The sequence below is a fragment of the Nocardia cerradoensis NBRC 101014 genome (genome assembly GCF_000308535.1).
GTDB lineage: Bacteria > Actinomycetota > Actinomycetes > Mycobacteriales > Mycobacteriaceae > Nocardia > Nocardia cerradoensis.
This window is the reverse complement of record NZ_BAFW01000235.1, coordinates 1-14,902: the sequence shown is the minus strand read 5'-3', so window position 1 is coordinate 14,902 and position 14,902 is coordinate 1. Positions and strand designations below refer to the sequence as shown.

The 14,902-nt window shown below is 70.3% G+C and carries 2 protein-coding genes; one reads left to right on the top strand and one right to left on the bottom strand.

Annotated features, from left to right (window positions below; translation table 11 throughout):
* On the top strand, window positions 1–14,026 hold a 14,026-nt coding region (locus ON23_RS24330), incomplete at its 5' end, for a non-ribosomal peptide synthetase (protein ID WP_039781029.1).
* A 176-nt stretch (window positions 14,027–14,202) separates the two neighbouring features.
* Here ON23_RS24330 and ON23_RS24325 read toward each other — a convergent pair.
* Window positions 14,203–14,902: hypothetical protein (locus ON23_RS24325; RefSeq protein WP_039781028.1), on the bottom strand; the 700-nt coding region annotated here is incomplete at its 5' end.

Sequence of the window (14,902 nt, the reverse complement as noted above, 5' to 3'; positions counted from 1 at the left end):
GCGCCTGGACCTGCGTGGCGTCGACGCCGACGACGCGTTCGCCGGCGGCGCCGCCGCGGGAACGGCGATCGTGCGCGCCAAGGAACAGTTGCGCGCGATCCCCGACAACGGCATCGGCTACGGCATGCTGCGCTGCCTCGACCCCGACGCCGGCGCCGAACTGGCCACCGCGCCCGAACCGCAGATCGCGTTCAACTACCTCGGCCGTGTCGGCGTGCACGAACAGTCCGGGCCGTGGACACCGACCACCGAATTCACCTCCCTCACCGCGACCGGCGACCCGGCGATGGCGCTGCCGGCGGTCCTGGATGTCAACGCGATCGCCGAACCGGGCCCCGACGGTCTCGAACTCGACGCCACCTGGGAATTCGCCACCGACGTGCTCGACACCGCGGACGTGGAGGAACTGGCCGGACTGTGGGTGCGGGCGCTGCGCGGGCTCGCCACCCACGCCCGCACCGACACCGCCGGCGGATTCACTCCCTCGGATTTCCCGCTCGTGGACCTCACCCAGGACGATATCGACCGCTGGCAGCTGGAATATCCGACCATGACCGACGTGTGGCCGCTGACCGCGCTGCAGTCCGGTCTGCTGTTCCACGCCGTCTACGACACCGACCGCGCCGACGGCTACACGGTGCAGGCCACCCTCACCCTCGACGGGCTGGTCGACACCGCGCGCATGCGGGCCGCGGCACAAACCTTGATCGACCGCCACGACAGCCTGCGCACCGCCTTCGTCGAATCCGCCGCCGGGCCCCGCCAGATCGTGATGAGCGGCGTGCGCGCCGACTGGCACGACAGCGACCTCACCGAGATCGCCGACGCCGGGGAACGTGCCCGCGAACGCCGCCGCATCACCGACGCCGCGTCCGCCCCGTTCGACCCCGCCCGCCCGCCGCTGCTGCGTTTCCATCTGATCCGCACGGGGGCGAGCCGATTCGAGCTGCTGCTGACCAACCATCACATCGTGCTCGACGGCTGGTCGATGCCGCTGCTGATCCACGAACTGCTCACCCTCTACGCCGCGGACGCCGACCCGGCCGCCCTGCCGCCGGCCGGCACCTACCGCGACTACCTGCACTGGCTGCACAGCCAGGACCGCGACGCCGCGATCACCGCCTGGCAGACGATGCTCGCCGGCATCGAGAGCCCGACCCTGGTCACCGGTCGCCCGGACCGGACCGTGCCCGCCGACAACGCCGAGGTCAGCCGCAACCTGTCCGCCGAGACCACCGCCGCGATCACCGACCTGGCGCGCGCCTACGGTGTCACCGCCAACACCACCGTGCAGGTGGCGTGGGCGCTGCTGCTCACCACCTTGACCGGCCGCGCCGACATCGTGTTCGGCAACACCGTCTCCGACCGCCCACCCCAGCTGCCGGGAGTCGAGCGCATGGTGGGGCTGTTCATCAACACCCTGCCCGTGCGGATCCGGCTCGAACCCGCCGAAACCGTCGCCGATCTGCTGACCCGGGTGCAGTCCGAACAGGCCGCCACCCTCGATCACCGCCATCTCGGGCTGGCCGAACTGCAACGCGCCACCGGATTCGCTGACATGTTCGACACCGTCACCGTCCTCGAGTCCTATCCGCTCGACCGCGAACAACTGGCCCACAATCTGCGCGAGGCCGGGCTGCGGCTCGTCGACGTCGACGCCCACGACGCCACCCCGTACCCGCTGAGCCTGCAGGTGACCCCGCCGCGACCCGGCCGCGACAGCGACCCCGACGCGGCCACCGCCGCCACCCACACCGTGATGCTGCGCTTCTCCTGCGACCGGCTCGACACCGACACCGCCCGCACCCTGCTCGACCGCTACGAACAGATCCTCGACCAGATCACCGCCGACCCCACCGCGACCGTCGCCACGATCGCCCCCCACTCGAATACCGAAGCGGCCGAACCGGTTCCGGCGCACAGCGCACCGGCCGGGCGCACCCTGCGCGACATCCTCGCCGACACCGCCCACGCCCACCCGGACGCGGTGGCCGTGCGGGCCGGGACCACCACCCTCACCTATCGGGAACTCGCCGCGCGGGCACACCGGCTCGCGCAACGGCTGCTCGCCCGCGGCGCACGACCGGAAACCGTTGTGGCCGTGGTGGTTCCGCGTTCGATCGAGCTGGCGGTCGCGATCTGGGCGGTCGCCGACACCGGGGCGGCGTTCCTGCCGCTGGATCCGGGCAACCCCGGCGAACGCCTCGCCGAACTGCTCGCCGACTCCGGCACCGCCCTCGGTGTCACGACCGGCCCTCTCGCGCACCGGCTACCCGGCACCGTCGACTGGGTCCACGCCGACACCGACCTGACCGCCGAACCCGGCACCACCACCGTGCACGAGGTGCGCCTCGACCACGCCGCCTACCTGATCTACACCTCCGGATCGACCGGTACCCCCAAGGCCGTGCATCTGACCCACCGCGGCCTCGCCGGCCTGGCCGCCGCACACGCCGACGCCTTCGGTGCCGACACCACCTCCACCGTCTTGCAGGTCGCCTCACCGGGATTCGACGCCTGCCTGTCGGAACTGCTGCTCGCCCACGGCCACGGCGCCTGCCTCGTGATTGCCCCGCCCGACGTCTACGGCGGCGCCGCACTCGAAGACCTGCTGCACACCCACGGGGTGACCCATGCCATCATCACCCCGACGGTGCTCGACACGATGGATCCCGCGCACGTGCCGGCACTGACGACCATCGCGGTCGTCGGGGAGGCCACCGGCGCCGACCTGGTCACCCGCTGGGCGCCCGGGCGGCGGCTGATGAACCACTACGGTCCCACCGAAACCACCGTGTGGGCCACCGGATCCGGCGCACTCACCCCCGGGGAACCCGTCACCATCGGCACCCCGATCCGCGGACTGTCGGTCACCGTGCGCGACATGTGGCTGCGACCCGTCCCCGCCGGGGTGGCCGGCGAACTGTACGTGCGCGGCCCCGCCCTGGCACGCGGCTACCTCGACCGCCCCGCCACCACCGCCGCCCGCTTCGTCGCCGACCCGCAATCGCCGCGCGGACAACGCCTCTACCGCACCGGCGACAGCGTGCGCTGGCTGCACACCCCGCGCGGACCGCAACTGGAATACCTCGGCCGCAGCGACCAGCAGGTCAAGATCCACGGCCTGCGCATCGAACCGGGGGAGATCGACGCCCGGCTGGCCCGCCACGACACCGTGGCCGCCGCCGCCACCGTCGACCGCCCCGGACCCGCCGGCGAACCCGTGCTGGTGTCCTATGTCGTCGCCGCACCCGGCGCCACCCTCGACACGGCCGCCTTGCACGCCGACCTGGAACGCGAACTGGCCCACTACATGAACCCGGCCGCCATCGTGGAAGTGGCCGAGATGCCCCGCACGGCGGTCGGCAAGATCGACCGGAAAGCGTTGCGCGCACTCGACTTCCGCGCCGACGAGGCCGTCGGCCGGGCACCGGCCACCGCCGACGAACAACTCATGGCGAAACTGTTCGCCGAAGTGCTGCACCGCGACACCGTGTACGCCGACAGCAACTTCTTCACCCTCGGCGGCGACAGCATCGTGTCCATGCGGCTGGTGGCGTCGGCCCGCGAGGCCGGGCTCACCCTCACCCCACGCGACGTCTTCGAAGCCAAAACCGTTGCCGCCCTCGCCGAACTGGTTCGCGGCACCGTCGCCGCCGATCCGTCGCTGTCACGCGAGCCGGCCCACCGCAGCGAAAACCGGCCCCCGCGCCCCGCGGACTTCCCGCTCGTCGAACTGACCGCCGCCGACGTCGAACGACTCGACCACCGCTACCCGGAGCTGGCCGACGTGTGGCCGCTGTCGCCGATGCAAGCCGGAATCCGCTTCCACTCCATCTACAACCCCGGCGCCGGTGACAACTACACCGTCCACACCGCGATCGGCTTCACCGGCACCGTCGACGCCGAACGGCTGCGCCGCGCCGCCCAAGCCCTCGTCGACCGCCACGACATCCTGCGCGCCGCCTTCACCGACACCAGCGCCGGACCCTGCCAGATCGTGCTCGCCCACGCACCCGTCCGCTTCCGCCACATCGACCTCACCGGCACCGACCACACCGGCCTCGACCAGGTGGCCGCCGACGACGCCGCCGAAGGATTCGACCTCTCGGAGCCACCGCTGATCCGGTTCACCCTGATCACCGTGCGCCCCGGCACCTTCCGGCTGCTCGTCACCAACCACCACGTCATCCTCGACGGCTGGTCCATGCCGCTGCTGATGAGCGAACTGCTCACCTACTACGCCACCCCCGCCCACATCGACACCGCCGAACCCGCCCCCAGCTACCGCGACTACCTGAGCTGGCTGCACCGCCAAGACCTCGCCGCCTCCACCGCCGCCTGGGCCCACGAATACGCCGACGTCGAATCACCCACCCGCGTCGCCCGCGCCGACGCCGCCCACCGCGACACCTCCGCCGGCGAAATCGACACCGTACTGCCGGCGCAGCGCGTCGCCGACCTGCGCCGCGTCGCCGCCGACGCGACCGTCACCGTCAACACCGCCGTCGCCGCCGCGTGGGCGCTGACCCTGCGTGAACTCACCGGCGACACCGACGTCGTCTTCGGAGCCGCCGTCTCCGGCCGGCCCCCCGAACTCCCACAGGTCGACCGCACCCTCGGCATGTTCCTCAACACCATCCCCGTGCGCGTGCCGCTGGACCCCACCCTGACCGTCGAGCAACTGCTGACCCGCATCCAGCAACACCAGACCCGCATGCTCGACCACCACCACATCGGACTGCCCGACATCCACCGCGCCGCCGGAATGACCGCCCTGTTCGACACCGCCGTCGCCTTCCAATCCTTCCCCGTCGACCGGCCCGCGCTGCAGCACCTCGTCGACGCCGCCGGGCTGCGCATCGACGACATCACCGGCGTCGACGCCACCCCGTACCCGCTCAGCCTCGTCGTCGCCCCCGAACACACCGACACCGGCCCGGCCGCCGCGCCAGGGCTGCGCATCACCCTGCGCTACCTCGACGACGAATTCGACACCCACCGCGCCCGCTGGATCCTCGACCGGTTCGTCGCATTCCTGCACCGCATCGCCGAGCACCCGGCCACCCACCTGGCCCGCCTCACCACGCCCGGCGACACCGAACCCGCCCACCCGGCCCGCGCCCACCACCGGCCGCGCACCTTCGGCGACATCCTCACATCCACCGCCGCCACCCACCCCGACGCCGTCGCCGCCACCTGCGGCACCGACACCCTCACCTACCGCGACCTCGACCAGCGATCCAACCGGCTCGCGCGGCTGCTGCTGCGCCGCGGACTCACCCCGCACACCGTGCTCGCCAGCGCGCTGCCACGCTCCCTGGACGCCGTCGTCACCGTGTGGGCCGCCGCGAAGACCGGCGCCGCGTTCGTGCCGATCGACCCGCGCCTGCCCGCCGACCGCATCGCCTTCCTGCTCGACGACTCCGGCGCCACCCTCGGCATCACCCACAGCACCCACCCCGACAGCACCCACCCGTCCCAGCGCATCGACTTGCTCACCCTCGACGACCCCGGCACCGTCGACGCCCTCGACACCCAATCCGCCGCACCGATCACCGACACCGACCGCGGCGCCACACTCACCCCCGACCACACCGCCTACCTCATCTACACCTCCGGATCCACCGGAACCCCCAAAGGAGTCCTGGTCACCCACCGCGGCCTCACCGACCTCGTCGCCGCCCAGCAGCGCCTCCTCGAAGTCACCGCCGACTCCGCCGTCCTGCAGGTCGCCTCACCCAGCTTCGACGCCTCGATCTTCGAACTGCTCATGGCCCACGGCACCGGCGGCCGCCTCGTCGTGTCCCCGCCCGACGTCTACGGCGGCCCCGACCTGGCGAAACTCATTCAGTACGAACACATCTCACACGCCGTGCTGACACCGTCGGCGCTGGCCACCATCCCCGGCGACGGCTTCGACACCCTGCGCGTGCTGGCCACCGCCGGCGAACCCGTCGGACCCGAACTCGTCGACCGGTGGGCGCCCGGACGCACCATGATCAACCTCTACGGCCCCACCGAATCCACCATCTGGGCCACTGCCAGCGCACCACTGACCCCCGGCGCGCCGATCACCATCGGCACCCCCGCCGGCCCCGTCACCACCACCGTCCTCGACACCTGGCTGCGGCCCGTCCCGCACGGCGTCGCGGGGGAGCTGTACCTGCTCGGCCCCGGACTCGCCGACGGCTACAAAGACCGCACCGCACTTACCGCGACCCGATTCGTCGCCTGCCCCTTCGGCGCACCCGGAACCCGCATGTACCGCACCGGCGACATCGTGCGCCGCACCGGCAGCGGCGACCTGGAATTCGTGGGACGCAACGACTTCCAGGTCAAAGTCCGCGGCAACCGCATCGAACTCGCCGAAATCGACGCCGCCCTCGCCGCCCACCCCGGCGTCGCCTTCGCCGTCACCGTCCCACGCACCGACGACGGCCGCCCCACCACCCTCGTCTCCTACGTGACACCCGCCCCCGGCGCCACCCTGTCCGACACCGACCTCAAAACCACGCTCGCCCAGGCACTTCCGCCCTACATGGTGCCCGCCGCCGTCATGATCCTCGACGAGGTGCCACTCACCCCGACCGGCAAACTCGACCGCGACCGGCTACCCCGGCCCCCCGAAACCGCCCGCACCTTCCGCGCACCCACCACCTGGGCCGAAGACATCGTCGCCCGCGCCTACGAACAAGTCCTCGACGCCGAACACGTCGGCGCCGACGACGACTTCTTCGCCCTCGGCGGCGACTCGCTCAGCGCCGCCCTCGTCGCCGCCCGCATCGGCGCCGCCCTCGACGTGCGCATCCCCGTACGCACCATCTTCGAAGAACCCACCGTCGCCGCCCTCGCCCGAGCCGCCCGCACCCTGCACGGCACCGCCCGCATCCCGCTCACCGCCGACCACCGCCCCGACCCCATCCCGCTGTCGCTGGCCCAGCAACGCATGTGGTTCCTCAACCGATTCGAACCCGACTCGGCCGCCTACAACATCCCCGTCATGCTGCACCTGTCCGGCCGCCTCGACACCGACGCGCTCAGCGCCGCACTCGACGACGTCCTCACCCGCCACGAAGTGCTGCGCACCATCTACCCCGAAACCGACGGCGAACCCCGACAACTCATCCTCGACCGGGCACCGATCACCCTCGAAACCGGCCACCCCGCCCGCGACACCCTCCCGCACCTGCTCACCGAATTCGTGCGCCGCGGCTTCGACGTCTCCACCCAGGTACCGCTGCGCGTCGCCCTGTACGACATCACCACCGACACCGACACCACCAGCCAATACATGCTGGTCCTCGTCGTCCACCACATCGCCGGCGACGGACAATCCATGGGCCCGCTGGCCCGCGACGTCATGACCGCCTACGCCGCCCGCCACACCGGACAACCCCCACACTGGCAGCCGCTGCCCGTGCAATACGCCGACTTCGCGCTGTGGCAACGCCGAGTCCTCGGCGCCGCCGACGACCCCACCTCACTGATGGCCACCCAGCTCGACTACTGGCGCACCACCCTCGACCGCGCACCCGACCTGCTCGACCTGCCCACCGACCGGCCCCGGCCCGCCGTCGCCACCCTCACCGGCGGCCGCGTCCCCCTCGACATCCCCGCACCCCTGCACCGGCAGCTGCAGACACTGGCCCGCGACCACGGCACCTCCCTGTTCATGGTCGTCCACGCCGCCCTCGCCGTCCTGCTCGGACGACTCGCCGACACCGACGACATCGTCATCGGCACCCCCGTCGCCGGGCGCGGCGAACCCGGCCTCGACGACCTCGTCGGCATGTTCGTCAACACCCTCGCCCTGCGCACACCCATCGACCCCGGCGAACCGTTCACCGAACTGCTGGCCCGCACCCGCGACACCGACCTGCACGCCCTCGATCACGCCGACGTCCCCTTCGAACGCGTCGTCGAAGAACTCAACCCGCACCGCACCACCGCCGCGCACCCCCTGTTCCAAGTGGTGCTGGCCTTCCAGAACACCGGCGCCATCGACATCGCCCTACCCGACGTCGTCGTCTCCCGCGCCGACGTCGACACCGGCACCAGCCAATTCGACCTCCAACTCGTCATCTCCGACACCTCCACCGAAACCGGTGCGGCCCAAGGCCTTTCCGGCATGCTGATGTACGCCCGCGACCTGTTCGACCCCGACACCGTCACCGGATTCGTGCAACGACTGCTGCGGATCCTCGACACCGTCACCACCACTCCCGACACCCCCGTCGGCGACATCGACTGGCTGCACCCCCGCGAACGCCGCAGCCTCCTGTCCAGCATCGGCCCACGCACCGCACCCGCCCCCGAATCACCGCTGCTGCCCGGCATATTCGCCGACGCCGTCCGCCGCAACCCCGACGGCCTCGCCCTCACCACCGGCGAGGACGGCCTCACCTACACCGAACTCGACCGCCGCTCCAACCGCCTGGCCCGGCTGCTCATCGACCACGGCGCCGGACCCGAAATCCCCGTCCTGGCCGCCGCGCCCCGCTCCGCCGAATCCGTGCTCATCTGGTGGGCCGTCGTCAAGACCGGCGCCACCTACGTGCCCGTCGACCCCGCCTACCCGGCCCACCGCATCGACCACATGATCACCGATTCGGCTGCCGCACTGGGCATCACCGTCACCACCGCCCGCCCCCGACTACCCGACACCGCCCACTGGATCACCCTCGACGCCCTCGACACCATCGCACGCCTCGACACCCACCCCGACACCCCGATCACCGACCACGACCGGCTACGGCCCCTGCGCCCCACCACCACCGCCTACGTGGTCTTCACCTCCGGATCCACCGGCCGCCCCAAAGGCGTCGCCGTCACCCACACCGGCATCGCCGACCTCGTCGCCACCCAACGCGCCGACTACCACATCCACCCCGGCGCCCGATTCCTGCACTTCGCCTCACCGTCCTTCGACGCCGCGCTGATGGAAATCCTGTTCGCCACCGCCGGCGCCGCCACCCTCGTCATCGCACCCCCCGCCACCTACGGCGGCGACGACCTCGCCGACCTGCTCCGCAACCGGCACGTCACCCACGCCTTCGTCACCCCCGCCGCCCTCGCCTCGGTCGACCCCACCGGACTCGACGACCTGCAACTGGTGCTCTCCGGCGGCGAAGAAGTCCCCGCCGAACTGATCAACCGGTGGGCCGGCACCGACCGCCACGGCACCCGCGAATTCCGCATCCTCTACGGACCCACCGAAACCACCATCCTCGCCACCGCCACCGAGCCGCTGCACCCGGGGGACCGGCCCACCATCGGCACCCCACTGCCCGGCATGCACGTGTTGATCCTCGACACCCGCCTGCACCCCGTCCCCACCGGCGTGGTCGGCGAACTCTACCTCGCCGGGCACGCACCGGCCCGCGGCTACCTCAACCGCACCGCCACCACCGCCACCCGATTCGTGCCCTGCCCGGCCGGTGAACCCGGCACCCGCATGTACCGCACCGGCGACCTCGTGCGCTGGAACACCCACGGCGACATCGAATTCGTCGGGCGCAACGACTTCCAGGTCAAAGTCCGCGGCTACCGCATCGAACTCGGCGAGATCGACGCCGTCCTCGACGCCCGCCCCGACATCGCCTTCGCCGCCACCATCGCCCACCGCCACGACAACGCCCCCGCCATGCTGGTCACCTACGTCGTCCCCGCACCCGGCGCCACACCCACCGCCACCGAACTGACCCACGCGCTCGCCGACGCCCTCCCGCCCTACATGGTGCCCGCCGCCGTCATGATCCTCGACGCGATCCCACTGTCGCCCAACGGAAAACTCGACCGCAGCGCACTACCCGAACCGGTCCTGCACACCGAAACCTTCCGCGCACCCGCCTCACCGGTCGAGGAAATCGTCGCCGGCGTCTTCGCCGACCTCCTCGGCCTCGACACCACCATCGGCGCCGACGACAACTTCTTCGACCTCGGCGGCAACAGCCTCGTCGCCACCCGCGCCGCCGCCCGCATCGGCGCCGCCCTCGACACCCGCGTCCCCGTCTCGATGATCTTCGACGCACCCACCGTCGCCAAACTCGCCGCCCGCGCCGAATCCCACGCCGACACCCGCCGCATCGCCCTCACCGAACAACCACGCCCACACCACCTCCCGCTGTCCTACGCACAACAGCGCATGTGGTTCCTCAACCGCTTCGAACCCGACACCCCCGCCTACAGCATTCCCATCGTCATCCGGCTCACCGGCCGCCTCGACACCGACGCCCTGCACGCCGCCATCGGCGACGTCATCACCCGCCACGAAGTACTGCGCACCATCTACCCGGCCGTCGACGGCGAACCCACCCAGAAAATCCTCCCACCCGCCGACGCCATCCCACCGCTGACCGTCACCGCCATCCCCGAAACCGAACTCCCACACACCCTCTCGTCGCTGCTGGCCACCGTCTTCGACGTCACCACCACCGTGCCGCTGCGCATCCGGCTCTACGACATCGGCGACGACACCTGGATCCTCGCCCTCGTCGTCCACCACATCGCCGGCGACGGATCCTCCCTGGCACCACTGGCCCGCGACCTCACCATCGCCTACACCGCACGACTCGACGGCGACGCCCCCGCCTGGCCACCCCTGCCCGTCCAATACGCCGACTACGCCCTCTGGCAACGCACCGTCCTCGGCGACGACAGCGACCCCGACTCGCTCCTGCACGCCCAGATCGACTACTGGACAACACAACTCGCCGACGTCCCCGCACTGCTCGCCCTGCCCACCGACCGGCCGCGACCGCCCGTGCAAACCTACGCCGGCGCCGCCGTGCCACTCACCGTCGACCCCGAACTCCACGCCGGTCTCCAGCACATCGCCCGCGCCCACAACACCACCCTGTTCATGGTCTTCCACGCCGCCCTCGCCGCCGTCCTCGCCCGCCTCGCCGGCACCGACGACATCACCATCGGCACCCCCTACGCCGGACGCGGCGAACCCGAACTCGACGACCTCGTCGGCATGTTCGTCAACACCCTCGTCCTGCGCACCCACGTCGGCACTGACATGACGTTCACCGACCTGCTCGAACAGGTCCGCGACACCGACCTCGCCGCCTTCGGCCACGCCGACGTCCCGTTCGAACGACTCGTCCAGGAACTCAACCCCGCCCGCTCCCACGCCCACCACCCCCTGTTCCAGGTGATGCTCGCCTTCCAGAACCTCACCGGCACCGAATTCGAACTGCCCGACCTCACCCTCTCCGCCGTCGAAGCCGACCTCGACACCTCCCTGTTCGACCTGCAGATCACCGTCTCCGACAGCTACGACGACCACGGCGGCCCCGCCGGCATCACCGGCGGCATCACCTACGCCCGCGACCTGTTCGACCCCGACACCGTCACCGCCATCGCCGCCCGCCTCGACCGGCTGCTACGCGCCCTCGTCGCAGACCCCACCCGGCTCGTCCACGACGTCGACCTGCTCGACGCCGACGAACGCCACAACGTCGTGGTCCGCTGGAACTCCACCCAGCACGCCCTGCCCACCGACGAGACACTGACCTCCATGTTCGCCGACGCCGTCCCGGCATACCGCGACCGCACCGCCGTCACCTACGACGACCGGTCCCTGACCTACGCGCAGTTCTCCGCCCGCGTCAACCGGCTCGCCCGCTGGCTCATCACCCGCGGCGTCGGCCCGGAACAGCTGGTCGCCGTGCGGATGCGCCGCTCACTCGACCAGGTCACCGCCCTCTACGCCGTCCTCGCCGCCGGCGGCGGATACGTGCCCGTCGACCCCGACCTGCCCGCCGACCGCATCGACTACATGCTGGCCACCGCCACCCCCGTCGTCGTCCTGTCCACCCTCGACGGTATCGACCTGTCGGCCTTCGACGACACACCCGTCACCGACCGGGAACGCCACGCGCCACTGCGACCGGACAACACCGCCTACGTCCTGTTCACCTCCGGATCCACCGGCCGGCCCAAAGGCGTCGCCGTCCCGCACGGCGCGGCCGCCAACCAGATCCGCTGGCTCAGCGACGAATACGGCCTCACCCCGGATGACGTGGTGCTGCAGAAGACACCGGCCACCTTCGACGTCTCGGTCTGGGAACTGTTCGCCACCCTCGGCGTCGGCGCCCGCCTCGTCATCGCCCGCGCCGACGGCCACACCGACCCCGCCTACCTCGCCGAAATCATTGCCGCACAACAGGTCACGATCACCTCGTTCGTGCCGTCGATGCTCGCCGTCTTCGCCGAGGCCGCACCCGCACGCACCCTGACCTCGCTGCGCGCGCTGCTCATCGGGGGAGAGGCCTTCGGATCCGACACCGTGGCCGCCGTCCGGCGCGTGCTGCCCGACGTCGAACTCGACAACCTGTACGGACCCACCGAATTCACCGTGCACGTCACCTCCCACCGCGTCACCGCCGCCGACCAGGGCAGCGTGCCGATGGGCCGGCCCGTCTGGAACGCCCGCGCCTACGTCCTCGACGCCCGCCTCAACCCCGTACCACCCGGAGTGGCGGGGGACCTGTACCTCGCCGGCACCCAGATCGCCCGCGGCTACCACGCCCGACCCGGCCTCACCGCCGAACGGTTCGTGCCCGACCCCTACAACGACGGCGGGCGCATGTACCGCACCGGCGACCTCGTGCGGCGCCGCCGCCGCGACGGCGAACTGGAATACCTGGGGCGCACCGACTTCCAGGTCAAACTGCGTGGCCTGCGCATCGAACTCGGCGAAATCGAAACCGTGCTCGCCGAACATCCCGGCGTCGCCCGCGCCATCGCCGTCGTCCACTCCAGTGAGCTCGCCGCCCAGCTCGTCGGCTATCTCGTACCCGCCGCCGGCGCCACCGTCGACAGCGACGCCGTCCTCGCGCACGCCGCCGCCGAGCTGCCCAACTACATGGTGCCCACCACGCTCATGGTGCTCGACACCGTGCCGCTCACCGCATCCGGCAAACTCGACCGCGCCCGGCTGCCCGAACCGGTGGCCGCGGTAGGGGAGTTCCGCGAACCGTCGTCCTGGCTGGAAGGCGAGATCGCCCGCGCGTTCGAACACGTCCTCGGCGTCACCCACGTCGGAGCCGACGACGACTTCTACGCCCTCGGCGGCAACTCGCTGCGCTCGGTGCAGGTCGCCAGCGAACTCACCAAGGAACTCGACTTCGAGATCCCGCTCGGATGGATGCTGTCGGATCCGAATCCGGCCGACCTCGCCAAGCGCATCGAAACGGGAATGAGCAACGGCCACCACGAATCCGGCGCTGCCGCTTTCGGATTGGATGTCGTGTTGCCGATTCGGACCGGCGGCAGCCGGCCACCACTGTTCTGCATCCATCCCGCCTCGGGACTGTCGTGGTGCTATTACACCTTCGGCGACCACCTCGCCGGCGACCGCCCGATCTACGGCCTGCAGGCACCGCAGATCGGTGGGGAAGTGCCCGGCCCGCAGACGTTCGAGGAGATCGCGCGCCGCTACTTCCAGGAGATCCGCGCCATCCAGCCGCACGGGCCCTACCATCTGCTCGGCTGGTCGCTGGGCGGGCAGATCGCGCACGCCGTCGCCGCCGAAATGCGTTCGGCCGGTGAGGAAGTCGCGCTGCTGGCGCTGCTGGACGCGGAAGCCGAAGGAATCGACGCCACGGAGGTCTCCGAGGCCACACCAGGGGAGCTGATCAGCAATCTCGGCCCGGTCATGGGCATCGATGTCGTCGGCGCCGACGCGACCGCCGAAGAGGCCGCCGACCTGATCCGCCGACAGCTGGGGGACAGTTTCGCCATCGACGCCGCGACCATCGAACGCATGACCGACGCCTACAACCTGTCGATCCGCGCCGCGAGTGCCTGGCAGCCGCCGACACTCGATGCCGACATGCTGTATTTCACCGCCACGAAGGACCGGCGCGCCGACGCCGCGGGCCACGAGGGATGGGCCCGGTTCGTCAGCGGCCAGATTTCGAACGTCGACATCGCGGCCGAGCATCTGGCGATGACCGAACCCGCTGTAGTCGCCGAGATCGCGAAGATCCTCAACCGCCGGCTGGATCGGTGAGGGGATCGGTCGTCGCGGCCGGACTGCCGTCACTGGTACCCCTGAGCATTTAATTCCCTGCATAATCGTTCTGCCCCTGACGACTGCCCGGATGAAAAGCCGTCGCGATCGTGTTCGACCCTCGGAGCGTATCGGTCGGTGCGTGCCGCGTGTATGCCGATGGGCTTTTAACACGATCAGACCAGACTTCCCTTTGTCAATACCACCAGAGAGTTTGCGATGGCCCGCTGGAGCACCTCAGGAACGCCACCGTCGTCGTCGTTGACGAAGACCCTTACCTCGTTCTCTGCCCGGCTAATCCCGAGGTAGAGGAGTGACAACAGTCGGGTTATCTCGCTCGGCGTGCGCGATCCATGACTCAGATCGGGAATTCCGGCGACCAGCACGGTGCCGAATTGGAGTCCGGCGAGATACTCAGCGGGGCCGACTACCAGCCCACGCTTTCGATACCCGAGGCCTTCTATGTCCCCACGCCCAGCGATAGTTGAAACGTGATACTTTTGGGACTGGTTTATCAGCGACGCAAGTTCACTGAACCGACTCCACTGTCGAGTATCTACGACCGCCAGCGCCATCGTCCCCGCCTGATACCGGTCGTGTACTGCTCGAACGATGTCGGTCTCTTCGCCAGTACGGCTGGCGGAAGTAACTAGCATTGGCACCGGCCCATTCTCACGTGCAGACTCGACCGAGCTGAAATCGATATTCCAATCGCGACCCAGGTCCAACGTAGGAAATTCGTGGTGAACATGCTTCACCAGTCGAAGGATCTGCGGCGTATACCTGTGGACGTGGTTCAATTCGAAGCTCGTGACTTCTCCGAGGCCGTCGCCAGCCTCAAGCGAGGCTGACGACCTGGTGCCGTCGGACGCCAAG